Source organism: uncultured Maribacter sp., from assembly GCF_963977385.1.
In the GTDB taxonomy this organism is placed as follows: domain Bacteria; phylum Bacteroidota; class Bacteroidia; order Flavobacteriales; family Flavobacteriaceae; genus Maribacter.
This window is the reverse complement of sequence record NZ_CAXBOU010000008.1, coordinates 71,822-97,774: the sequence shown is the minus strand read 5'-3', so window position 1 is coordinate 97,774 and position 25,953 is coordinate 71,822. Positions and strand designations below refer to the sequence as shown.

21 protein-coding genes are annotated in these 25,953 nt (G+C 34.4%); 5 read left to right on the top strand and 16 right to left on the bottom strand.

Features of this window, described 5'->3' with window-relative positions; translation table 11 throughout:
- Positions 1 to 9 precede the first annotated feature (9 nt).
- The 6 genes from cls to AAC084_RS10160 all read right to left on the bottom strand — a co-directional run bounded on the left by cls (position 10) and on the right by AAC084_RS10160 (position 6,120).
- Positions 10 to 1,416: a cardiolipin synthase gene (gene cls, locus AAC084_RS10185; protein WP_339840073.1), complete on the bottom strand. Its 1,407-nt coding sequence runs from the start codon at positions 1,414 to 1,416 to the stop codon at positions 10 to 12.
- A 155-nt stretch (positions 1,417 to 1,571) separates the two neighbouring features.
- The gene (locus AAC084_RS10180; protein WP_339840072.1) at positions 1,572 to 2,264 is read right to left on the bottom strand and encodes an ABC transporter ATP-binding protein; all 693 of its coding nucleotides are present in this window, start codon (positions 2,262 to 2,264) and stop codon (positions 1,572 to 1,574) included.
- Between the two features lie 11 nt (positions 2,265 to 2,275).
- The gene (locus tag AAC084_RS10175; protein ID WP_339840071.1) at positions 2,276 to 3,538 is read right to left on the bottom strand and encodes an FtsX-like permease family protein; all 1,263 of its coding nucleotides are present in this window, start codon (positions 3,536 to 3,538) and stop codon (positions 2,276 to 2,278) included.
- Entirely contained in the window at positions 3,535 to 4,617 is a 1,083-nt protein-coding gene (locus tag AAC084_RS10170) for an efflux RND transporter periplasmic adaptor subunit (protein ID WP_339840070.1), read from the bottom strand. Before AAC084_RS10170 ends, AAC084_RS10175 begins: the two co-directional genes overlap by 4 nt.
- Positions 4,618 to 4,939: 322 nt before the next feature.
- Entirely contained in the window at positions 4,940 to 5,233 is a 294-nt protein-coding gene (locus AAC084_RS10165; protein ID WP_339840069.1) for a hypothetical protein, read from the bottom strand.
- Positions 5,234 to 5,244: 11 nt separating this feature from the next.
- Complete coding sequence (locus tag AAC084_RS10160; protein WP_339840068.1) at positions 5,245 to 6,120, bottom strand: universal stress protein; 876 nt, start codon at positions 6,118 to 6,120, stop codon at positions 5,245 to 5,247.
- Positions 6,121 to 6,364: 244 nt separating this feature from the next.
- Between AAC084_RS10160 and AAC084_RS10155 the strand changes: the two genes are divergently transcribed.
- The 3 genes from AAC084_RS10155 (at position 6,365) to AAC084_RS10145 (ending at position 8,058) form a co-directional block, all read left to right on the top strand.
- A complete protein-coding gene (locus tag AAC084_RS10155) occupies positions 6,365 to 6,820 on the top strand; it encodes a hypothetical protein (protein ID WP_339840067.1) in 456 nt (151 codons plus the stop codon).
- A gap of 100 nt (positions 6,821 to 6,920) precedes the next feature.
- Positions 6,921 to 7,730 carry a universal stress protein gene (locus tag AAC084_RS10150; RefSeq protein WP_339840066.1) on the top strand — a complete coding sequence of 270 codons (810 nt, stop codon included), beginning with the start codon at positions 6,921 to 6,923 and terminating at the stop codon, positions 7,728 to 7,730.
- A 112-nt stretch (positions 7,731 to 7,842) separates the two neighbouring features.
- Positions 7,843 to 8,058 (top strand): hypothetical protein, encoded by a 216-nt coding sequence (locus tag AAC084_RS10145; protein ID WP_339840065.1) that lies wholly within the window; start codon positions 7,843 to 7,845, stop codon positions 8,056 to 8,058.
- 26 nt (positions 8,059 to 8,084) lie between these two features.
- Here the strand turns inward: AAC084_RS10145 and AAC084_RS10140 are convergent, their stop codons facing one another.
- The 5 genes from AAC084_RS10140 to AAC084_RS10120 all read right to left on the bottom strand — a co-directional run bounded on the left by AAC084_RS10140 (position 8,085) and on the right by AAC084_RS10120 (position 14,916).
- A complete protein-coding gene (locus tag AAC084_RS10140; RefSeq protein ID WP_339840064.1) occupies positions 8,085 to 9,578 on the bottom strand; it encodes a pyruvate kinase in 1,494 nt (497 codons plus the stop codon).
- Between the two features lie 174 nt (positions 9,579 to 9,752).
- On the bottom strand, positions 9,753 to 10,805 hold the full coding sequence (locus tag AAC084_RS10135; protein WP_339840063.1) for a mechanosensitive ion channel domain-containing protein: 1,053 nt from the start codon (positions 10,803 to 10,805) through the stop codon (positions 9,753 to 9,755).
- 226 nt (positions 10,806 to 11,031) lie between these two features.
- Positions 11,032 to 11,496, bottom strand: coding sequence for a MaoC family dehydratase (locus AAC084_RS10130; protein WP_339840062.1), 465 nt, complete (start codon positions 11,494 to 11,496; stop codon positions 11,032 to 11,034).
- A 319-nt stretch (positions 11,497 to 11,815) separates the two neighbouring features.
- Complete coding sequence (locus tag AAC084_RS10125; protein WP_339840061.1) at positions 11,816 to 12,676, bottom strand: glycerophosphodiester phosphodiesterase family protein; 861 nt, start codon at positions 12,674 to 12,676, stop codon at positions 11,816 to 11,818.
- Positions 12,677 to 12,714: 38 nt separating this feature from the next.
- Positions 12,715 to 14,916, bottom strand: coding sequence for a hypothetical protein (locus AAC084_RS10120; RefSeq protein WP_339840060.1), 2,202 nt, complete (start codon positions 14,914 to 14,916; stop codon positions 12,715 to 12,717).
- 326 nt (positions 14,917 to 15,242) lie between these two features.
- On the opposite strand from AAC084_RS10120, the gene AAC084_RS10115 reads away from it, so the two are divergent.
- Positions 15,243 to 17,222: a hypothetical protein gene (locus AAC084_RS10115; protein ID WP_339840059.1), complete on the top strand. Its 1,980-nt coding sequence runs from the start codon at positions 15,243 to 15,245 to the stop codon at positions 17,220 to 17,222.
- A gap of 93 nt (positions 17,223 to 17,315) precedes the next feature.
- On the opposite strand, the gene AAC084_RS10110 is transcribed toward AAC084_RS10115, so the two are convergent.
- The 5 genes from AAC084_RS10110 to AAC084_RS10090 all read right to left on the bottom strand — a co-directional run bounded on the left by AAC084_RS10110 (position 17,316) and on the right by AAC084_RS10090 (position 24,746).
- Positions 17,316 to 19,568: a two-component regulator propeller domain-containing protein gene (locus AAC084_RS10110; protein ID WP_339840058.1), complete on the bottom strand. Its 2,253-nt coding sequence runs from the start codon at positions 19,566 to 19,568 to the stop codon at positions 17,316 to 17,318.
- Positions 19,569 to 19,745: 177 nt separating this feature from the next.
- Positions 19,746 to 21,137, bottom strand: a complete 1,392-nt coding sequence (locus tag AAC084_RS10105) for a metallophosphoesterase family protein (protein ID WP_339840057.1) — start codon at positions 21,135 to 21,137, stop codon at positions 19,746 to 19,748.
- Between the two features lie 86 nt (positions 21,138 to 21,223).
- Positions 21,224 to 22,222 carry a Gfo/Idh/MocA family oxidoreductase gene (locus tag AAC084_RS10100; RefSeq protein WP_339840056.1) on the bottom strand — a complete coding sequence of 333 codons (999 nt, stop codon included), beginning with the start codon at positions 22,220 to 22,222 and terminating at the stop codon, positions 21,224 to 21,226.
- Between the two features lie 55 nt (positions 22,223 to 22,277).
- Positions 22,278 to 23,756, bottom strand: coding sequence for a sodium/solute symporter (locus AAC084_RS10095; protein ID WP_339840055.1), 1,479 nt, complete (start codon positions 23,754 to 23,756; stop codon positions 22,278 to 22,280).
- Between the two features lie 81 nt (positions 23,757 to 23,837).
- A complete protein-coding gene (locus AAC084_RS10090; RefSeq protein WP_339840054.1) occupies positions 23,838 to 24,746 on the bottom strand; it encodes a dihydrodipicolinate synthase family protein in 909 nt (302 codons plus the stop codon).
- A 139-nt stretch (positions 24,747 to 24,885) separates the two neighbouring features.
- On the opposite strand from AAC084_RS10090, the gene AAC084_RS10085 reads away from it, so the two are divergent.
- Positions 24,886 to 25,734 carry an AraC family transcriptional regulator gene (locus tag AAC084_RS10085; RefSeq protein WP_339840053.1) on the top strand — a complete coding sequence of 283 codons (849 nt, stop codon included), beginning with the start codon at positions 24,886 to 24,888 and terminating at the stop codon, positions 25,732 to 25,734.
- Positions 25,735 to 25,953: the final 219 nt, after the last annotated feature.

Genomic DNA, 25,953 nt, shown 5'->3' with positions numbered 1-25,953 from the left:
CGGTACTTTTTAAAATAACGGACTCAAAACTTTACCAAAACCTTCTTTTATTTTTTTGCTCCAAGGTCTTTGAATAAATTGCTCATAAAGTAGTTCATTGCTTACCAAACTATCATTTAGAAAGTCTTCTTTCAAAAGCTTAGCGAACTCCTTATTATACATAATAGCGTTAACTTCGTAATTTTGTTCAAAACTACGGTCATCTAAATTTGCCGTACCAATTGAAGAAATAGCATCATCACTCACCATAATTTTACTGTGTAAAAATCCATCAGGAAAAAGGTAAATTTTTATACCTGATTTTAGAAACAGTTCAAAATACGAATGAACAGACCAACTAACCACCTTATTATCTGCATTTTCCGACACTAGCAAACGAACATCAACGCCGCTTAAGGCTGCCGTTTGTAATGCGCGTATTAAAGATTGTCCAGGTATAATATATGGGTTGGTTATATAAATGTATTTTTCGGCCATATTAATCATAGAAAAATAGGTCTGTTCCAATACTGGGAAATCATCGTCTGGGCCACCGGCTACAATTTGCACTAATTCATTTGAAACCTTTTCTATGCTGCTTCCTGTAATTGTTAACGGTTGTAACAGCTTAGTACTTACTAAAAACCAATCTGTCATAAAAACTTGATCTAGTTGCTTGGCCGAAGGTCCCTCAAGCCTCAAATGCATATCGTGCCATTTGCCTAACCCAACTTGACCTTTTAGGTACTTATCAGAAATATTGATGCCGCCAGTGAAAGCTATTTCGCCATCGACCACTATTATTTTTCTATGGTTTCTATAATTAAGGGAAGATAAATACCGTCCAAATTTAAAAGGAAGAAATGAATACGCTTCAACACCTATATTTAATAAGAGTTTTAAATATTTCTTACTCAACGAAAAACTACCAATACCATCATAAATCATTCTTATGACAACCCCTTCATTAATTTTCTTCTCAAATAATTCGAATAGCTTAGTTGCTAGTTCTCCCTCTTCAAAAATATAATATTGTATATGAATTTGGACTTTAGCATTTTCTAATGCCTCAAATATAGCTTCGAACGTAGTTCTTCCATCTTTCAATAATTGTAACTGATTATTCGATGTAGGCGGAAAATGTGAATTCTTATAGCTAAGCTTCATCAATTTTCTATATCTGCCATTGAAAACATTTACTTGTTCAGAATTTGGCCAAGGTAGTTTATTAAACATGTCTTTCTTAAGCCGTATCAATTTTCGTTTTCTCCTATTTCGCCCTAATAAAAGATATAATATTATGCCACCGACAGGTAATGCGAAAATGGCTAAGAGCCATGCTAGACTCTTAGAAGGTTTTGCCCCATAAAGAATAATGGATAGCACTATCGATAACGTAATCAGTACATAAATACCAATAAAAATCGCTGTCCACATAGGATATTATTTTACATGGAACTTAAACTCCATTTTTTATATTCTTTTATAAAAAACAATATACCATTATAAGTAGCTATTGACAATTTTAAAATCGGTCTTATATATTCTTAACCTAGTTTGTGGTGAACATTCAAAATTAAAAAGGCTTTACTTCATAACGATCCTATTGATTTGTCAACTATACGACCATCTTCCATTTGTATAATATAATCGGTTCGATTGGCAAAATCCTCATCATGAGTAACAATTAGAAGCGAGAGCCCCTCCTCCTCTTTTAACTGCTTAAAAATATTAAAAACATTGTCAGAGTTATAGCTATCCAAATTACCTGTTGGTTCATCACCCATAAGTATAGAAGGGTTATTGATTAATGCCCTTGCTATGGCAACACGTTGTTTTTCACCACCAGAAATACGTGACGCTTTTTGCATAGCCAAATGCTCTATCCCTAACATCTTTAATTTTAGAATGGCATCATGTTCAATCTCCTTAACAGATTTTCGTGCTAATTTTTTAGCAGGGAGCATCACATTCTCTAGCACACTAAATTCAGATAACAAATAATGGAATTGAAAAACAAAACCAATATGTTCATTTCTAATTCTTGACAGTTCTGTCGATAATTTACCGGTTACCAATTCATTGTTTAAATATAATTCGCCAGTATAATCAGTATCCATGGTCGAAAGAATATAGAGTAAGGTAGATTTTCCTGAGCCTGATTTCCCCATTATAGATGCAAACTCGCCTTGTTTTATCGCAAACGAAATATCCTTTAAAACATGAAAATCTTTAGGTTTCAAAAAGTGTTTATTAATATTCTTTGCCTCTAATACTTTATCCATCTCCATTAATCTTAAGTTCCTCTAATGATTTTTACCGGGTCTATTTTTCTTGCTTTATTAGAAGGTAACCACCCAGCGATAAAGGTTGAAATTAAGGCAAAGACAATTCCAATTACATAATAGCCTATACTGAAATCTACAGGGTAGGTTGTTATTGTAGGTAACGCTTCCGTTTCAAAAGGTACTCCATCAATAATTACAGATAGTACAAAACCTAAAATCAATCCTAAGATTCCACCCACAACACCAATTATCATAGCTTGACTCATAAAAATGAACTGCACATCTCTACCTGAAAATCCGGTTGCTTTTAAAATGGCTATATCTTTCATTTTCTCATAAATGAGCATATTTAGAATGTTATAAATTCCAAATCCTGCTACTATAAGCAGCGTTATAGATACAGCATAGGTAATTAAATTTCGAATATTAGTACCTGTTTCAAATTGGGCGTTAGCCTCGTTTATATCGGTAGCTGTTACATCAAATTGCTTTTCTAAAATTTGAGCTAACGCAGGAGCATCTTCTATATTATTAAGTTTGATGTTGATATCAGTGACGTAATTTTGTGCCTCACCTAAAATTCGCTGCACAGTTTTTAAATTACAAAAGCTTTGTACATTATCGATATCCGCTATTCCGCTTTGATAAATACCAACAATTTTAAGAGGGAAAATTGCACCTCGAACGGTACTTACTTGAACCCTATCGCCTACTGACAAAGACATTTTACTAGCAAGCCCAGAACCCAATAAAATGCCATTATCGGTGCTTTTCAATGCCTCAGGTGAACCATCGATAATGTAGTCACGCATGTTAGATAATCTGGTTTCTTCCATGATATCGATACCTACCAAAGTACCCCCTAATTCTATTACTCCAGATAAATAAAATATTTGTGCGCGTACTTGTGGCGTTGCTCCCTTTACCTTATCCTTTATTTTTAAATAGTTAAGTATAGGAAGAGCATTATGAATCTTCTGCTGTCCCTGCTTAGGTTTAATAGAGCTTATCATATGAACAGCGTTATCAAAATCTGTATATAACGATATTGGCTGATCAATGGTTGGTTCTATTTCATTATACAAATGAATATGGGGTGTTTGGTTTAAAATAAGACTATCTAACATGGTGTTAAGACCTGTCATAAAACTAACCATGGTAATGTAAGCACCGATACCAAAAGTAACACCTAATGAAGCGGTAGCGGTAGATTTCATCTTAGTAAGAAGATGCGTTTTTGCAATGTTTAATATGACCCTCCAGTTAATCATTCCTTTGGCTTTAAAAGCAACGTTGTTTCTGAAATACCAGAAATAATCTCAACCCTTTCTAAATTTTGAAAGCCTACTTTAACTTGTACAATACCGTCCTCTGTTTCTACTTTATCATCATTTATAAGATATTCTCTAGGTATGGTAAGAGCATTCTCTTTTTCTGCAATTACAATATTACCCTCACCTGCTAAACCTGGATATAGTATTGAAGGGGCTTCTGAAAAAATCGCCTCAATTTTAAAAGTCTGAGAACGTTCATCTTTTTGAGGATATATTTTGCTAACCCTTGCCGTAAATACTTCTTTAGGGTACGCGTCTAGTGTGATTAATGTTAGCTGATCTATTCTTATCTTTATTATATCTACCTCATCTATCAGCATTACTATTTTAAAATTCAAGGCACTACCAATGGCTCCTAAAGGTTCTAAAGTATTTACAAGTTCGCCCGGTTCTTTAAATAAAGCATATACCCTACCATTAATTTTGCTGGTAATAGTATAATCATCAGTGATTATTTTCGTAGTAGAATAGCTATTTCTAGCCTGTGCCATTTTTGTTTCTAAATCATATTTGGTTCGGACATATCTAGCCTCTTGCTGTTTTAGCTGATTCTCTGATAGCTCATACGCTAACTTTCTAGTATCAAATTCTGCTTTAGACCCAATGTTTTGCTCCCAAAGTCGCTTTTGTCTACTAAAATTGATTGAATCATTTTTGAATTTTAATTTTACGGCATAAATATCATCTTCAATCTCTTTTAAAATAGCTGCATTTCCTTGAACGTTTTCTTTCGACTGTTGCAAAGACAAGTAGGCGTTTTCTGAATTTAATTTAGGAGCACGATTATTAATCTGAAGTATTGCTTCTCCCCTTTTTACCAAATCTCCTTCCTCCACTAAGTTATCTTCTAAGATACCAGCAACAACAGCATAAATTTGGTATAAACTATCTGGTTGTATGGTAGCAGATGCATATACAGATGATGTTAACTTAGTTTTTTGAGGAAATACTTTTTCATGCTCTTGCTTACAAGAAAGACATAACAGAAATAGAAAACTAACTTTTAAATACTGCATAAACTGATGGTTGTAATTCCTCAAATTAAATGGAAAATCTTATGGAATACTATGAGTAAAATCATATAGCAAAAATTTAAAAATAAAGAACTGTTCAAGATTGTACTACCAATGTTATTATACCATATTTAGTATAATCTTTATTGAAGCAATGCATTCGCTAAATTAGGATAGTGATCAGGGTTTCAATAAGAAAGATTACCAACTTTAATGCTAAATTTACCATCCTTTTAAACTTCTAATAATGATTTATTAAAACATTTCAGTGAAATTTCTAAGTGATTATATTCTTCTTTTAATTTGTTAAATACAACCAAAAAAATCATAATTGCAATAAAAAATCTGGACAAAACATTGGAAGAATTAAGAACACAAAAAGGAAAAATAGAACTGCCCAAAGAACTCCCATTAATAAAGGATATAACAAAATACCTCCCTTTGCCTTTGGGTTCAATGAATGTGCAATTAAACCGTGGATACCCATACTTAAAAAAGTAAATATCATTGCCGAAGTCACTATCAAGAAAACTTTAGAATGCGTTTCTTTTATAGAAAACAAGTAAAAACCTAACCCCAAGGCAATTGCTATTAATATACTGTAGACTCTCCTAGCCATAATTAAGATATTTAAAGTGCATGATTAAAATAAAATAGTTGATGATTAGATCCCCTAAAGACTAAAAGAGGTACCCTACCATAAGATTCCATTTTTTTAACTAAATCTCGGTGAAACCACTTTTTGAACAAACCTTTATGTTCTCTTTCTAGCATTACCATTAAGTCGGCATTTGTATCTCCAAGATAGATTCTAAGTGCATTAAAAACATCTTCTGTAAATACTAGTTCAAAAGACATCTGATTATATGCCACTTTCTCTAAAAGCATCCCTTTAAACCATTTCATTTGCATATCACCTTGATATTCTTCTTTGGTGGTTATATGCACTACTTTTATTTGAGCGTTTAACTTTTCAGCAATTTCTGCCAATTTGCGAATAGCATAGATATCTTCATCTTCAAAATCAGTTGCATATACTATATTTTTAATGGGCATATAACTGGCATCCGAAGGAATACTCAACACAGGGCAAGGCGATTTTTGAATCAAACTCTTAGTTGTGTTACCCATGAGTATTTCTCTAATAGCACTGCCCCCTTTCATACCAGTGACAATTAAATACGCATGCCACTCTTCTGCGACAGAAATAATACCTTTTATAACGTTCTTATTCTCAAAGGGTTCCAAAATTATGTCCGGTGTATTCCAAACGTTACCCAAATGCTCTTCGCAAAATTTCTCTAATTTAGACCGATGCGATCTAAATGCACTTTTCTCTAAATGAGGAAAAGGCTCATCTAAACCCTCGGTACCAAGAACAGTAGGGTAATCGAAAACATGTGTAACCACCAAACGGGTTTCCATTTCCTTTGACATTTCATAAGCGTATTTTAACGCTGCTGCTGAATTTTCAGAATAATCTGTACTATATAGAATTGTTTTCACTTGAAATTGTTTTAATACTGTAGGTAAGGTATTACTCTATTAAACCAAAACACATGACACACGTCATACTACATCATCCTAAACCAAAATTCATAAATACACTTTCGTAAATTTCATTAATAATATTGGCACTTTATACATCAATTAAAAACTTTTGAAATGCACCAATTATTTAATCATGATGTTGGTCATATTAAATGGATAGACTGTTTACTACTTTAGATTTTAATTGAAATATACATAAATGAGCATTATCAGAAATAGACCTAAAGGCAGTTATATTCATGAAGCTGATTGGCAACAACTTTTTATATTAACAGAACATTGGAAATCGGATTTAGAATTTTTTAAGGAAGACTTAGAATTCTTAAATCATATTATTTCTAAGTATTTTATATGGATTTCTAAAAAAGATAATATCGATTTAGTTCGTGAAATTGAAGTAGGACTTCTAGAATTGAACAAAAAATGCGATGCTATATTGAAACAAGTCAATAAACATTTGCATCATTTGGCCGAGTTAATAGATAATCCGTTTGCTTACGATTCACATACGTTTAGAACAGAGCACGAGCAACTTGAAGATGACATAGCCATGTTCGTTAAAGATTTTAGAAAGAATCGCAAAGAGGTTTTTACAATTACTGAACATGTAATTGACGGAGAAGAAATGATAAAGAAGCTTGGTTTAGTTATTTAGTATAGCAAGCTTATAATTTTGTTAGACCATAGTGCTTGTTTCTGGTGCTTATTGAGTTTTACTCATATACTGGACAACTTAAACTTAAAATATCTTAATAATGAAAAAAATTATTATCCCTACCGATTTTTCTATAAACGCACAAAAAGCTATTGATTATGCACTTCGCCTTTTTAAAAGCGAAGCTTGCATGTTTTATATAATTCATGCTTTTCACGATGCTCCTTCCTCTGAAAGTTCGAAAGCTACAACTCAGAAAAATTTGAATGTTCTTATTGAAAAATTAAAGTCTCAGTACAATACTGAAAACTATCAATTTGAAGGAATTTTAAAAACTGATTCGGTATTGAACTTAACTAATAAGATTATAACTGAAAAAAGTGCTGATTATGTTTTTATGGGAACCAAAGGCACATCGGCATTACGTCAATTATTGGTAGGTAGTAACACCTTAGACCTTATCAAGTATCTTGAAAATTGTCCCTTAATGATTATTCCCTCAGAATATGATTGCAATTCAACTCAAGAGATAGTTTTCGCTACAGATTATAAACATACTTTCACTTCTATAGAGCTTAAGCCGCTCATACAAATGGTCTCTCTCTGTAAGGCTACCTTAAATATTGCTTATATAAAAACATCTGAGCATTTAAGTGAAATTCAAGAAAAGAATAAAGAATCTCTTAGAAATTCATTGAATCAAACTAGGCATCTTTTTTTTCAATTGAACCTACAAGATACTGTCGCAGATACCTTACATAAAATAGAAAAAGAAAATAAAAACATTGGTCTTATCTCCATTCTAAAAACTAAGCATGGCTTTTTTCAACAACTAACTCGAGAGAACATTGTAAAAAATATAACTTTTAAGACTAAAATACCTTTACTAGTTTTGCCGCAAATAAAGTAAATGAAGGAGTTGGATCAAGCAATTCAAAACTATAAAATTTGAAGTTTTCTCTTTGCATACTTAATAGTTGTAATTTGAATAGAAATTATTCGATACTAATAAATCACATCTAATGAAGAAACTACATAAAATACTTAATGAAATAACAGAACTTACTACATTAATAGAAACCGATTACCCAGAGCTTTATAGGTCTTTAGATGAAAACCCTATGACCTTGCCTATCAGCCAGCATCCACATATGGATAAGGAAGTTATGCAAGAATACCTTGAAAGTTTAAAGCAGTTATTATATCATTATTTGGATGAACACAATACTAATAATTAGAAAATAGAGCTCTATATTTTCTAATTTTATTTTGAAACATTCACCTCATTCATACGATTATCAACATCGTCTAAAATGAATCGTTCAGCAATAGATAGCTTTCTGAAGAGCCGCCTGTTTTTGTAATTATTTTTACGGCTTCTACTTAGTATATTATGTAATGTTTTAAGAACTTCCATCGTATGTCCGCCTTTATTAATCATCACACAATCAGCTTCAGCAGCGTGAGTAGCGTCTGTAATTTCACTACGCGTAGCCAACCCATGCTTATTCATACTTTCTAAAACCTGAGTAGCCCAAATTACAGGTGTATGAGCAGCTTCACAAATCCAAAGTATCTCATCTTGTATTTCACTCAACCTTTCAAAACCAATTTCTACAGCCAGATCTCCTCGTGCTATCATGATGCCCATTAAATTATGCTTCATGCCCTGTAAAATAATTGACGGAAGATTATTTACTGCTTGGTTCGTTTCAATTTTTGCCACAATCGGAAGTTCCGGTTTATTCAACTGACTCATGCGTTCTTGCAATTCTTGCATATCATTTGCATTATTTATAAATGAAAAGCCTACCATATCAGCATTCTGCGCAATAAAAGGCAGACACTTCTTGTCATAATCGGTAATGGGATTTATTTGAAATATAGTATCAGGAAAATTTATACCTTTCTGACTTTTAATAACTGATTTTTTTGAAGAAATACGAACAATTTTTAGGGTAGCTTGCTTACCTACTACGCTTTGTACCACCGCTTCAAATAATCCGTCATCGAAAAAAACACAATGCTCCGGTTTTAATTGTTCAACAATACCCGGCAGGGTACAACGTATAATTTTTTTTCCTTTTACCGCTTTTTGCTCGGTATCAGTTAAAATGATTTCATCACCTAATTCTACTTTTAACTTGGCATGTTTTTCTTTCTTACCAGTAATTTGTGTTCGTATCTTAGGGCCGGCCAGGTCCATATAAACCTTACAAGGCATGTTCATTTTAGCAACTGCCTTTTTTAGGTTTTCAATCATTTTCACCCAAGTGTACTCCTCATCATGGGCACAATTAATACGAGCTATTTGCATGCCATTTTTCAGCAGGTCGCACATCATTTGAAAGTCCTCTCCAAAATCAGTACTAAACGTAACCATAATTGGAGGTGCCTCATCTATTTCAGATTTTCCAAAGAGTGTGCTTATATTCTGCTGTAACTGCTTAAGACCGGTGGTGGCATTTATCTCATTAGTTGTAGTTTCTTTGTGGCCAAGCCATTCCATAATATTAATAACCTGAGTTTTAATATGGCTCTCACTGCTTGCCAGAGATGACAAGCCCATAAAATGCAATTGTTTTTGAAGTACCTCAATATTTTTTGAACGTAAAGCTAAATAATCAACCAGATTTATAGCACTATTACGAAATTGTGCTTTGACTCCGTTGATTTTATTTTTTTTTAAATCCTCAGCTTTAAGCATCCGATTATGAATTTCTTCTAATTGCTTTAATACGGTATCTTTTGTTTTCATTTTATTCGATTAAAGATATATTGGCATCGAGATTACTAGCATAGTTATCGACTATGGGAATATCATTTTCGAAAGAGTCGAATACATGCTGTAACAGTTGCTTGTCTTTTTTTTGGACTGTACTATATTCATAGTATTGAAAAGATAAAACTATTAAAACAATTTAATGCTAAATTAAATTTTAGCAATGTTACCGGAACGAAATTTGGGCAGCGCATTAAAATGTTCTTTTTGAATATAGGCCATTAATTGCTCTCTGACACTGCAACGTAGATTCCAACAATCAGAAGCATTTCTTGCACTAAAAGTTGCCCTAAGTTCCATAGAATTATTATCTATATCAGTAACCAGTAAATCTGATATGTTTTTATCCCACAACGGATCATCTTTTAATACGGCTGATAATTTTGCACGAAGTTCAGTAACCGGAAACGTATAATCTACATAGAAAAAAACGCTCCCAATTAGTTTTTGAGAATTAAAGGTCCAATTCACAAAAGGTTTGTCGTTGAAATAACTTAGGGGTAAAACTAGCCTACGCCAATCCCAAATTTTTATAACAACATAGGTAAGGGTAATATCTTCTACAGTACCGAATTCACCTTCAATAACTACTTCATCATCTATTTTAATGGGTTGTGTAAAAGCTATCTCAAATCCAGTAATTAAATTTGCAATTGATTTCTGGGCAGCCACACCAACAACAATCCCAATAACACCTGCAGAAGTTAGTATAGTGGTACCCAATTTTCTTACGGAAGGAATGTTCCATAATATAGCGGCAATAGCAAGGGTAATAATAATTATATATAAGATATTTTTAATAAAGCGGAGCTGGGTAAGTATTTTTCTATCCTTGGTTTTGTGGTTACCTATTATCTCAAATTTATTTTTCACTACCTCTTCCATTGCTCGTAAAAATGCTATCAACACCCAAGTAAAATTAACGATGATAAACGCTTCAACAACCTTGTACCAAAAGGTATCCAAATTCATAAAATCAATAAAACTGTAAATGAACAGAATGGGCAAAAGAAACTTTGCCGGAGTTTTAAGACGCAAAAATAACTGCTCTTTTAGAACGGTTGTTTTCCTCTTGTTGTTAAGTTTTAAAAATGTAAAAATCAGCCATTGTAATCCCAGACCTAATAATATACCTACAATCGGTACTATTAGATATACCGACCATGATTCTTGTTCGAAAAATTTTGAAATTTGGGTCTCCATACAGCGTTTTTCAAATGTACAGTTGAAACCTCTACCCTACTATGACCTTTATCATGGTTATATTTTCAAATAAAGAAACAGTAGACTATAATTAAAACATACCTCTACCCCTTTTTCGAACTCTCTCAATTCTATACACCCAAATTAACATTCGAGTCCGTAAAAAATCATACCATTTGCTAATATATGGTGTGTACTTCAATACTTTCTGATGGGATGTTGCGCATTATTCAAACATAATACTGATAAATTCAGCCACACATGCCGGTTTATCGGCCCCCTCAATTATCACTGAACAGCTCCATGTGACTTTGACACCATTTTCGGGGTATTCCTCAATAGCAACAACTTTTCCATTCAATCGCAACTTGCTATCAACCAAGACGGCATTTGGAAAACGAACTTTATTCAACCCATAATTCACCCCCATTGTCACAGATTTTATCTGTAAAAGATCTCCAAGCATTTTAGACAATAATGATACCGACATAAAGCCATGCGCAACTGGCTTTTTAAAAGGTGAATATTGCGTCGCCTTTTCCACATCCACATGTATCCATTGAAAGTCTAATGTAGCCTTTGCAAAATCATTTATCATTTCTTGAGTAATGGTAATCCATTCCCCTGACGGAAGTGTTTTTCCCTCGTAGGTTTTAAACTCCTCTAAATCCTCTAAAATTAATTTGGCCATTCTATTATCGTTTATCTTGAAGACTCTTTATCAAGGGTCAAACACATCTCAGAAACAAAACGTGCTTCCATCTGTTGCTAAATACAAACCCTCGTATACATTATCGATAGGCTGAGGGTCTTATTTCATGAAAATGCACGCCATAATCACCTCCTACTGTACCTCTAGAACATTTCTAAAGGTACATTCTTGAGATATATCGGCAATACTAATTAGGGTATCAATGTTGCCGTATTTGAAATAAACATTTATCTAAAAAAGACATTAAGGCTTTGTCCTATATTTTAGGTAATAAAAACAATTTCTTGAAATAATACAATTAATTATGCAACCCTTTATATCTTAGAAGTTCCAATAGCATTTCGGGTTCATCGGTTTGAATGATATTTGCACCGTTCTTTATAAGTTCTTGAATAACTTCTTCTCCTTTACCATATCGGATAAGCGCATCCTTTTCTCCCAATGTATTTATCCAAATTCTTGAATTGTTTTTTTTCAATAAACCACCAACCTCTTTGGTATTAAATTTAGAATCAATATGTACGACGGGAGGAGCAAACTTAACAATGGCAGAATCTGCCATTTGTAATGAATAGGCCCTTGGCATAAGTTGCGCCGACTTATCCAATTCCTTTATTAAATCTAATTGGTCATAATCATTGTCAAAATAAAATACCTCCTTCTGCATATCAAGGGCATGAACTGCCTTTAAAATACCCTTAACATTATCGGTTTTCATATCGACATCAACCATTATTTTACCTTTGGTTACTTTTAAAAAATCTTCAAAGGTTGGCACAGTTTCTTCACTTATTCTACCATAAGGTGCTTTAAGTTTATACTTTCTGATTTCAGCCAAAGTTAACTCTTCAACTTTTCCTTTTCCTGTAGTAGTTCTATCAATACTAGAATCATGCATTAAAACTAAATATCCATCTTTGGTAGTTTTTACATCAGCTTCAATAACATCAACACCAATTTTTATTGCATGTTTTGTTGAAGCAATAGAATTTTCAAAATTACCATTGTGTGCTCCTCGATGCGCTGCCACCAAAACAGTATTAGCATTAGAGTCATGAAACACACGTAAAACTTCAGGCAAATCTGTCGTGTTTTTCAGGCTGGCACAGGACACGAAAAAGACCCCAACAAAAAGAATTAAATACTTATAATTTCTCATTTTTTATGGTTTTCATTTAAAAAAAATCTACAAACTCTTTATTGCTTAGGCTCACTAATTAAATCTGCATAGCGACCTGCCCAATAAGGCAACAGGTAAATATAAGGCGCATATTCTTGCATGCCTCTACCACCATCATTTCTATATGCGCCATTGTGTTTATGTAAAACACGCTCGTCTGGAGGCAATACTTCTGAATAGGTTTGACTTCTAAAGTTCGGCTCAATTTTAACTAAATCTTTACGATGACTATTATCTATTTTCCAGTCGATCATATCCATCGGATATTCACGTAGATTCCAAGCAGATTCTTCAACATCAACTTTCTCAGCACCGGTTAATGCAAATAAGTAATTCCATAGCGGATTTTTTTCCGAACGCTCAATTTCCCAATGGCTTTTTACAGTTTCGAAATGCTTTGCTCGCTGTTCTTCTGTAAACGAATAATTAACAAAACCTGGGATAGTTAAAAAATACATTTCATCATCGGAGTGGTTCCATTTGTCACTCAAATACTCTCCTTCTTCAAAGCCGATTGTAGTTGCTGGTCTATTTGCATTTTCATCGTAACCATAGCGTTTAATTAACTTCAGAGCCGCCTTTTTATATTTTTCGTCTTTTGTAAAATGATATGTAGTTTGTAAAAAAGAAAGAATTAGTGTAGAATTTAATCTTCTATCGCCGACATTTATAGGAAAGCTATTTACATATTTTGGATTCCATTTACCCCACGCAGTTGGCTTACCATTCCAATCAACCAAATACCAATTATTATCCATAATGTGATCCATCTGAATTTTTATTTGATGTATCGCGCGGTCTTTCCATTCTTGATCCGGCGCTAATTCAGCAAAAAGTGCATGAACATAAAAGTGTCCACAAGTTTCATCACTACTCGTGGTAGATTTCCAACGCCATTTTTTATCCTCTGCTAATTGCCATATTCTTCCATTTTCAGCTACGTGTTTTTTATACCATTCTTCGGAAAAACCGTTGGCATGCAAACCAACTTCATAGCCATCACGTTCAAAAGATCTTGCTGGAAAACCATGCATAGGAGGAAGTGCAGTTAACCTTTCCATTGCTTCAAAAGCTTCATATGCATTTTGCTTTGCATCTTCATCTTTTGTTACCGCATAGCGATATAACTCCCCGGCCAAATACATAGATGTCCATAAACCATCATTATCAGTATCATGATAATAACCAGTTGTTAGGTCACCAGGTGTTTTCAATTCAAGATTAGCAGTAAGACCATATCGAATATGACGCAATCGTTGAATTTTTTGAAAATAATCAGCTTTTGCAGCCAAGGTCATCGACACAAATTTTATTTGAGACAAACCTGTTTTGGTCGCAATTAGCACACTATTTTCAGGACCTTCGGCAATATCAATAACTTCATCATCAACCAACCAACGCTCTGATGCGTAATAATCGTATTTTCCATCTTCACGTAGCTTAAACGCACCTTTCGTAGATCCAAACCAAAGTTCATCATTAATATTTTCAAGTGCCGTAATCTCCGTCCAAGGTAATTTTTGATTGACTTCACTTTCTGTTGCCGTCATTCCAGATAAAGTAATTATACCATTATCTGTACCAACTACAATATCATTATTATAAACTGCCATAGCAGTTAAATTTGATCCCGAGAATATTTTTTTTAATTCAGGTTTTGCAATAGCAATCGCATAAATAACATTTTCACTCAAAAGTAAAAAACGACCTTGCTTATCATCATACTGCACGGAAATAGGATTCAAATCTTTCTGATTAGCTTCCCAAATTACTTTTCCTGTTTTATTAAGTAATTTAAGTTCATTTGATGATGTTACTAAAGAAGTAAAATCTGAACCCATTACAAAATGAGTTGGTTTCTGAATACCATGCTCTACTTCAAAAGTACCACCCCATGCGTTACTTAAAACAGAGGTGTCAGTCAAATAAACGTATTGATTTTGATAGTTGTCGAAAGCAACTATTTTCATATCTGTTAGCGGTCTGTACTGCATATCTGATGACAATTCATTTTCATATGCATTTAAAAGACCATTATCTGAAAGCATTTTTATTGCCAAATTTCGATCGCTTCTAACCTGTAATAGCGCTGCTCCTTTATTCGCATCATTCAGCGCAAATTTTACAGCGTAATCTTGAAGATATGGTACATCTTTATACTCTTGAGCATTTGCAAGCATTGAAAAAATCAGACCCGCAATAACTATTAGTTTTCTCATAATACACAGAATTAAATCAGTCGTTAAAATTACCCATATAGCACTGTGCTTGTTTCATCATTATTGATTAAAATACATGATATTTTAACCTATTCTTGAAAAATTATTTTTCAAAAAACTATAAGAAAAACATGATTTTATCCATAGATATTCCATAATTATTAACAAATAAGCTATTTTCTAAAAACAATGCTAGGATTATACCTTATTTATATCAAATTAGGGAATTTAATAAAAAGGTTAAATTTCCATAGAATAATATCAAGAATCATGTTGTAGTATATACTAAGCATCACTATTTTTATTCAAACTTGAATTTACACAACATGAATTGGAACAAACCATTATTTTTAGTTTACTTATTCTTTATTCTAGCCTATGGTGTAAGTGATGAAACAAGCACACAAATATTCAATAGCTCACCTAAGTTTGAAAGGTTGGCATACAATAATCCAGGCTTAACAGTAGATTTAGGAGTTGGATTATGGGCCTCACCGCTACCAATGGACTACGATAATGACGGGGATTATGACCTTTTGGTTTCTTGCAGCGATGTGCCCTTTAACGGAATTTTCTTTTTCGAAAATACAAGTGGTGATTCTTTTCCTGTTTTTGCCCCTGCCGTTAAAGTTAGCGATGATCCTGTAAAACACATTCAAGTATCTTATGTAAATGGGGAGCCTCGTTTCTTAAGACCTGGCGAGGAATTAAAAGATTTTAAAAATACTTTTGCCGATAAATCCGAAGCACTATACTCTAAAGATGCCTTCGATAAACTCCATAATAAAATTCGATTCAACCAGTGGAAATATGTTGATTACGAAAATGATGGTGACTTGGATATCATTGTAGGTATTCAGGATGGCGAAGATTACGGCTGGGATAACGCTTTTGATGACAATGGCGTCTGGACAAACGGGCCACTCCACGGTTACGTTTATTTAATAGAAAACGTAAATGGTACCTACGAGTTAAAAGATAAGATAACTGCAGGCGGAGAACCTATTGATGTCTATGGTGCCCCTACACCAAATTTCGACGATTACGATAATGATGGGGATTTAGATATTATCTGCGGTGAATTCATGGATAAATTTACATGGTTCGAAAATATTGGTACCCGAGAAAAACCCAAATATGCCAAGGGTAAGTACTTGGAAAATAATGTAGGGGTTATAACTATGGATCTAGAAATGATTCTGCCCGTTTCATTAGATTGGGATAAGGATGGCGATATTGACCTGGTTGTCGGTGATGAAGATGGTAGGGTAGCTTTTATTGAGAATACCGGAAAAATTAAGAACAATATGCCTGTTTTCAATACCCCTAAATACTTTCAGCAACAGGCTGAGTACGTAAAATTCGGTGCGCTAGCCACTCCTTTTAGTACCGATTGGGACGATGATGGTGATGAAGATCTTATATGTGGTAATTCCGCAGGATATATTGCATTTATAGAAAACTTAGACGGAAAAGATACTCCAAAATGGGATGCCCCAAAATTATTATCCTCTGATGATGAAACAATCAGAATTCAAGCAGGTGAGAATGGCTCTATTCAAGGTCCATGTGAAGCGAAGTGGGGCTACACAACCTTATCTGTAGAAGACTGGAACAATGATGGATTAAAGGATATTATTCTAAACTCCATCTGGGGAAAAATAGTTTGGTATGAGAATATAGGTACAAAAGGGAATCCGAAACTAGGTCCTGAAAAACCCATTTATGTGCAATGGGAAAGTGAAACCCCCAAACCCGATTGGTACTGGTGGGATCCCGAGCCAAATACTTTGGCCACCCAATGGAGAACCACCCCTACTGCCATAGATTGGAACAAAGATGGCTTGATGGATTTAATAGTATTGGATACAGAAGGTTATTTAAGTTTTCACGAACGCTACAAAAGTAAAAATGAGCTTTTGTTAAAACCAGGCCAGCGAATCTTTAGCTCTATTAACGGTACATTTGATCGTAAAAATAAATTTATTGATAATTCAAACGGGCCATTAAGGCTCAATGAGCAAAAATATGGTGCGAGCGGTAGACGAAAATTAGCTTTTGGCGATTGGGATAAAGATGGCGATATCGATATTTTGATTAATGGTTTAAATGCAGGGCTCTTAGAAAATATGGGCGAAGATGTCGAATCAAAAACAGTCAGCTTTAATTTCAAAGGCAATTTATCGGATAAAAAGCTTGCTGGCCATACCACCAGTCCCACTATCGTTAATTGGGACAATAAAGGAAAGCCCGATTTACTTCTTGGTGCCGAAGATGGTTATTTCTACTATTGGAAAAATGATTAACTAAATAGTCGAAGTCGTTTTAGGGGATAAAATCACCATATTTAACTTGTCTTTTAAAAAAATATAGAACAATGAATAAGCGGGCATGCCTGCTTATTCTGTTTGTATCAATTCTTGGTAACGCCCCATCCAATAAGGCAAAAGCCAATACACAGGTTCTTTTTCTTGGGCAGGGTTACCAACTACAGCCTCGTAGATATTATTGTCCCAACGTACCGCACGAGATTCGCTTGGTGGACGTAATGCTACTTGTAATTCCTCTAAAATAGGTTCTCTGACCACTTTTAAATCTTCCCGTTTGCCATTATCAATATTCCAATCGATTAAATCTAGTGGTGCATCCTTTAAGAATTCAATAGAAGCGTCAAGCTCATCACTGCCACCCGAAAGATAATTATAAGTAAAATTAACAAAGGGACTTTTAGTTTCTCTATTCTTTTCAAACCACTGTTTCATATGGTCATCATATTCCTTTTTAATTTCTGGATCATCCTCATACTTTATCAAAGGTGGGTATACATATAAAGCCAAGTAAATATCGAAATAGGTTTCCCATGCAGGGTTTGTGTTATGCAACTTTTTAGCATTTTCGAGATACCCCTCCTCTTTAATCAATTTTAAATATTCTTTCTGATATTTTTCATTTTTAGTAATGTGGTATGTGAATTTCAAAAAAGAAAGTAACTCAAGAGAGTTCAAAGCCTTTTCAGAAGCCCATTCTGGGTTGCGGTTTAACATTTCAGGCGACCATACCCCCCACTTTGTATGCTTACCATCGGCTCCTATCAAATTAAAATCATTTGATATCAGATGATTCATAATCTTACTAAAGTGGTTTGCGACACGCTCTTTTTCTTCACTATCAGCAACCAGCGTATAATAACAGTAATAACCAAAGAGGTGACCACAGAGTTCATCGCTACTGGTATCTCCCTTCCATTTCCACTTTCCATTCTTAGAAATGTGCCAACGCTGTTTTACAGGTTTTTGCCTTGGATTTTGAATTATTTCCTCAGCCAATTCATGATCCGTATAGGTACGGTTCATATCGTGCGAATCCTCCCAAGAAACTGGTATAATCGTTCGCGCAAAAAAACCGTCTATTTCGGTCACTTCGCGCAAATATTGTAAAAAATCAAATGCTTTTTTAGCCCTTTCCTTCGCTTGAGGATCTTTTGTGGCGGCATATCGAAATGATTCCATGGCTAGATAGTTGGAAGTAAATTCACCGTCATTATCATCATCTTCAGGAACAATAGACGTTGAATCTCCGGGAATGGTTAGTTTAGACCTACCTATAATCCAGGGTTCGCGAACGTGACGTTGGATCAATTTATTATAGAAAAAATCTGCTTTAGATTTAAGGGTCATTTGTTTTTTCTTTATAGCACTAACTCCATTCGCAGTTGCTATCCATGCGTTTCCCTCCTTGTCAAAAACAATGTCCCTTACCTCATTATTCATTAACCAACGCCTACTTAACCGTACGGAATATTCCTTTTCCCCCGGTGTAAATCTTGTAATGCCGTAATTCGTACCGACCCACATAGTACCATTAGGTGCTTTTTTGACCACATTGATCTTGGCATTCGGCAACCCATCTTGAGGTAATTTTTTTCCAACTTTTTCTGTAGCATTCCGAATTGCAATGCCCCCCATACTTCCTACCCATAATTCTCCCTGATTGTCATAATCCAACCCTTTTACATAAGCACTCACCAGGTCATCATTCTTTTGATAAACCGTTGTATTTGTATCATTGCAGTGGAAGAGCCCTACATCGGTTCCGATCCATAAACCTCCTTTATTATCTGACAAAGCAGCACGTATACTTCTGGCCGAATCAAAGTTCTTTTGCTCCCAAGCTCCATCAGTCCACAACCAAATACCGTGCGGACCTAAGACATATACTCCCTCTTTTGCACAAACGATTTTAGCGATGGGCGATTTAGGCCCTTCCAATTTCTTGATTTCTCCTAATTTATAAGTATATACGGCATTCCATGTAGCCATCCACATGGTTCCTGAAGAATCTAATGCTACATCATATGCAGGCCCATGATCCGCATCGGTAATCATAAGTTGCCAATCAATAGAAGTTGCTTTTTTTCGATATACGCCATCTTTGGTAGCGACCCAAATATTTGAATCTACATCTGTACTCACGGCCCTTATATCATTCGCTTCTGGTCTATTTTCGTTGACCAAAAAACCTTCGTGATATTCTTGTTCAAATGGTACATCTACATAAAACGATTTATTCTCTCCTCTAGGTTCATCTGTTTTATAGTCACTTTTTTTACAAGAAATAACAGAGAGAATTAAAAGTAGAATTAATTTTTTCATGGTTTACGAGGTATTATTACCTTCTGGGCACACTATACCAATACAACATTTGTTAATTGGAAAAAATAGATGAACTCTTGAATGCAGCAGACAGTTCTAAATATTATTGGTAAAATGAATAAAAGAAGACTTTAAAAAAGCATTTTAATATGGCCTTCTTTTATCACAAATTTTAAATTACTTAGGCTCTACAAAATCACTTTTCAACCTTATTGGACTGTCAGTCACTCTATTTATCAATTTCTTTTTACCCTTCTTTTTTATAATTTCAAAAGCATCATAAAGCGTACCTATCGGTGTATAAGCTCCATATGTTATAGCATTCTTAGAAACTGTAATAATCTGAAAAAGTTGGGTGTATTCACCTCTTCTTACCATCCATTCTTGGTCTTCTGATTCATACATTTTTGGTCCACTTACAGATACGGCATAAACAGTACCGGCATCTTTTACTACCGTTAATCCTTTACCTTCATTTTCAGGAAAACCTCTTGCATAGGTATGGTCATGCCCTTGCAACACTAAATCTACCCCATATTTATCTATCAAAGGTTTTATAGCCTCTCTCAACTCCCAATTATCTCTACCCTCTTTCGTAGAATACACTGGATAATGTGTAGTTATTGTTATCCATTTTTTGGTGTTTGATTGTAATACAGAATCGAGCCATTTTACTTGTGCCACTCTCGCCTCCATACTTTCATCAAAACCTTCGCTATCTATAGAAATCAATTTCATGTCCTGATAATCAATTACAAAACAGGTTTCTTTCAATTCTTCTATCGGCCCATTTTCAGGTAGGGTAAACTGTGGTCGCCATAAAGAAGTCAAAACACCATCTCTATATTCATGATTGCCCGGCGTCATAACACTTGGCACTGTGGCGTGAATAAAACTACCTGCATGAAACCATTCGCCCCACTCTAAATTAGCATCTCTATCATTTATCAAGTCACCGGCATGTAGCATAAAATCTACTTGCGGAAATTGACGGTACGAACTACGAATTACTCTAGACCATAATGATTTTACATTATTCTGTGCATCGCCAAAATAGATAAAACTAAAAGGCTCACTCATATCTGTTCGAGCAGTTGTAATTTGAAACCATTCGCTCCAGTAACCATTATCTTTCTGTCCGTTACCAACTCTGTATACATAAGTAGTATTGGGTTGTAAATTTTCTATTAATGCCGAATGATAGACAGCTTTAACAAGTGGTTCTTTTCTATTTTGATTTTCAAATTTTTCAGATACTGCATTTATTTTACGAACGTCACGTAATAAAAACTCAGGGCCATCAGTTGCCAAAGCAACCTCTACAACTCCATTCGGCACTTGTTGATCGGTACGCCAATTCACAGCAAAAGTATGTGCAGGATCTGCAGTAAGATTCGAGATAATTCGATCAGGTGTATTTGATGGAAATATCAATTTGTGAGCCGGGGTAGAATCATGCTCCGTATAATGTGAGTGATTAGGATGTTCTTCACCATTGGCATGCACATGTTGTGCATGTAATGTGAAATTAAATGAAAATGCTAGCACAAAAATCGTAAGATTCTTCATTATTTTTACCATAAATTTATTCCCTATTCAAAACTATCTTACACTTAGCTTAAAACCAATATTCTTATATAACCATATTGTAAACACTATTCGCTTTGAATGTTTACACGCCTACCTGAAGTTTGACTTTCATGTAGTTTCTCTATTACTGTCACATTACTTATAGCATCATTTAAATGTACCGGAGTCGCTTTATCTTCTAATATAGCTAATGAAAAAGCATCTGCTTGCAATGTATATTGATTGCATATTTCAAATTCAATTTCAGTTACTTCTTCATCTTTCGTTAACCATATTTTAGAGGGTTTGTCGTCGGGCGGATTAAAAGGAAGCTCAAATCGAATACTACCTTTTGTACCGAAAATTTGAGCCTGTTGCGTATAATCTAATTGTGTAGCACAAAAAAAGGAAGAGCTGCCATTTTCAAATTCAAGAATTCCTGTAGCTAAAATATCAACTTCATATTCCGGATGATATTCAATAGAAGCCATTACACTTTTCGGCTCTTCGCCAAATAACAATCGAGAAACAGAAATAGAATAACAACCAATATCCATCAAACTACCTCCGCCAAACTCCTTACTATTTGTAATGCTTTCGGCATCGTCATCAAAAAAAGAGAATGAAGATTGTATAGTTTTTAAAGTGCCAATTTCGCCGGTATCTATCAGCTCTTTAGCTTTTATCCATTGAGGATGAAATTTGTACATAAAAGCTTCCATAATTTTAAGGTCAGGGTGCTTTTCTGCCTCTTTCAATAATTCTATAGCTTGCTGGCTATTCATAGCCATCGGTTTCTCGATCAAGACATGTTTTCCTGCATTCATCGCTTTTATGGCCCACTCTACATGAAGATGGTTGGGCAAAGGAATATATACTGCTTCAATCTCATCATCATTAAGCAAATCTTCATAAGATCCAAAATACTTAGGTATCTTAAATTCTTCAGCTGCTTTCTCGGCTTTAGCGATACCCCGTGAAGCTATAGCTACTACTTCGCTGAATTCACCATTTAGCATTGCAGGTATAACCTGTTCCATGGCTATGGAAGCAGTACTTATGATACCCCATTTAATTTTTCTCATGTTATTCTGGTAAATCTTATAAATCCGGTTACCTAGCTAAAATATAATCATCATTCTATTTTTTGTTTTTGTTGAATTGCACAAAAACAAGTGCCAACATAATTAATCCTACAGTGGCAACGGCACCTACGATGATAGGATCTAAAGTGCACTCTAACCATTTGAAGTTCTCTGGTAAGTCTCTTAGAAATGTTCCCCAGATAATAATAAGGATACTAAAAACGACCGAAATTATACCTTGTGACTGCTTAAGTTTGACATTGAATATTGCCAATAAAAACAAGCCTAAAATACCACCACCGAATATTCCGGAGATTTGCCACCAAATATCAAGGGCGCTTTCCGCATTAATCAACAAAAGGCTAAAAATAATTCCTAAGAAGCCCCAAACTACCGTCGTTATCCGTAAGAAGTTAATACTACTTTTTTCACTAGCATTAGGTCTAAAGTATTTTTTATAATAATCAAGATACAGAACGGTTGCAGACGAATTCAAAGCAGAATCTACAGTACTCATCGACGCTGCAAGAATGGCAGCTATAATTAACCCTTTAAGACCAACTGGTAATTCAGTTGCTATAAAAAATGGAAAAACTTCATCTCCTTTTAAAATTGATGGATCCAAAACATGAGCAGATCCCGAATAAAAAGCGAACATGGCTGTACCTATATACAAGAATACAACGGTTAGTGGCAAATAAATCAGCATGGCAATCCAAACTGATTTTTTTGCTTCTTTCTCCGTTGCGACCGCACTATACTTTTGGGTATAATTTTGATCAGCCATTAAGTTTCTTATATTCTCGGTGACTCCATAAATAATCATGACCCAAATAGTTCTACTACTCAATGAAAATGAACCGTCGCCCAAGCTGAACTTGTTCATGTCAAATGCTTTTTGAATCAAAAAATCGGGTTTCGAAAAAACCTCTGTTGTTAAAATATAGGCACTGAACAGAAGTCCACCAATCATGATAATAGATTGCATAACATCTGTCCATATTACGGCTTCCATACCCCCCATGAGTGTATAAGCGATAGTCAAAACACCAATAATTAAAATTAACATTTCAATATCAATATCTATAAAAGAGGTCAATAATAAGGAAGAAAGGTATAAGATCACTGCTGTACGCCCTACCATAAAAAGAACAAAGGATAATGATGCATATACGCGACCCCAATCCCCAATTTTTTCTTCTAAATATTTATAAACTGAAATTATCTTATGCTTCCTATAATGAGGAATTACATACTTGGTTACATACCAAGTAACCGGAAGTGCTGTAAGTGCAAATATTAAAGGATGCCAATTCGAATCAAAAGCTTTTCCGGGAACAGCAATATATGAGATACTACTTGTATAAGCACTCATCACGGCAATACCAGCAGCCCAAGCAGGAATACCTCTACCTGCCACCATAAACTCTTCTGAAGTTTTGGTTTTTCTTAAAAAATAAACACCCATTCCTATCATTACGAGTCCGTAAAGAACTAGAATGGCTGTATCAATTAATCCGAGTTGATAATTCATTTTTTATTTGGTTTGGTTTGGCCTCGGACCAAGAAGATTCTAAAAAGTGGTATGTCTTCTGATCTAAGGGTATTTATAATTTTATATCATACTAACATTAAACTTTTCTATATGTCGTTTAATTTCTTCGCGTTCTTTATTTTCAAATCTACGTAAAGGAAGTGCCATATAATCTTCGCATATTTCCATTACGGCCAAGGCACATTTTGTTCCTTTTGTATATCTTGATTCATATTTACCTACACTATAGATTGTATCATAAAGGGCCTTTACCTTTTTATGCAACTCCTCAACCTTGACAAGATTGTTTTCTATCGAAGCATTGTAAAGTTCAACAAACAATGCCGGAAAAAAATTAGCCCCTCCAGCAACTGCCCCATGGCCTCCGTGCTGTATTGTTTCAGGTAAATATGATTCCGTTCCCACAATGATAGCAAATTCTGGCGAATTCTTAAATGCAGCTATAAGAGAATACAGATAGTCAATATTACCTGAACTGTCTTTTACTCCTAGAGCTCCTAATTCTTTTGCAATTTTAAGAGTTTCAATCGACAAATGTAGTTTAGTACAACTTGGCATATTGTACATCATAAAAGGTAAAGGTAATTTAGGCACTAAGTTCTCGAGATATTCTACCATTTCATTTTGTGAAATAGGAAAATAATAAGGAGGTGCAATTACAACAGCATCTGCACCTGCTGCTTTTGAATGATTTGCTATAGCTATGGAACCCTCGAAAGAAGTATCTGTTATACCTACCAAAACAGGAACCCTACCTGCGATATATTCACATGCTTTTGATATAAGCTCTTTTCGTAATTCATAGGTCAAACTGGGTGCTTCCCCATTTGTTCCCAATAAAAAAATACCGTGAACACCTCCAGAGATTAAATGCTCTATAAGCTTTCTTAAACCTTTGTCATTTAATTCACCATTATCGGTTAATGGCGTAATCATTGGTGGGATAATTCCTTTTAATTCTAAACTCATGATTTTTCTAAACTAGACTACAAAGTAACTTTAAACGAATTCCATACGCCACAATAATATTATTCAAATCTTATGTTATATTAACCTGTATATCAATATTATTACGTATTATTGACAATAAGAGTTAAAATACTTAAATATGGAATTCGTTTTTGAAAGAATATTTGTTCCGAATAATCACTCTTTTATATCAAGGAAATTACCCCTATCCTCGAATGCAAGAATACATTCGCACAAAAATTTTGAATTAAATTATATCACCTCTGGTACCGGTCGTAGAATTGTGGGAGACAATATTTCTGGTTTTGAAACAGGAGATTTAGTTCTCTTAGGACCAGATTTACCCCATTGTTGGGAACTACTTGATGCTGAAAATAATGAACCTCCTACTTGCATTGTAACTCACTTTTCAGAAAACATAATAAATTCTGATTTTTTTAAAATGCCAGAACTTGAAAAAGTGGTAGACTTACTTAAACAATCCAATCGTGGCATTCGTTTTAAAGTTGAAAATGACACTGAAATACGTGAAATTTTAGGTGAAATGTCAGAAACTAAAGGATTGGAATATTATATAGGATTATTGAAAATATTCAATAGCCTCATAAAAATTGAAGAACGGGAGAAGCTTTCAAATCCTATGAACCAATCATCTGTCTTCTCTAAGAACATTGATAAAATAAATAAAATTTACGAATATGTCTTTCAAAATATTCAAGAGGGCATTAAGCTTGAGGAAGCCTCTTCAGTACTTAATATGGCTCCGAGTTCGTTCTGCAGATTTTTCAAAAAGAAAACAGGACTTACCTTTATGGAATATGTAAAAAATGTAAGGGTAGGAATCGCGGCCAAATTATTAGCAGAGACTGATAAGCAAATTACACAGATTTGTTTCGAAAGTGGCTATAATAACCTTGCCAATTTCAATCATTACTTCAAGGCAAATATGGGAAAAACACCATCTGATTACCGAAAAAACTTTAGATAAGATATATCGAAAATTAGATTATCTATTTCCAAAAAACCATTATTTCATTCACCTCTTTTAAATCTTATTCATTTTTTACTTGAGCATTTCGGTATCTAAAAGAACTCAAAGGTCATGGCATTATCATATAAAGTTCTTCGATAATTTAACCTAAATCGGTTGTGTTCTTGCGCTATAGCAGCATGGAGTTTGTTTTGATGATAAGTTAGCCCACAGGTA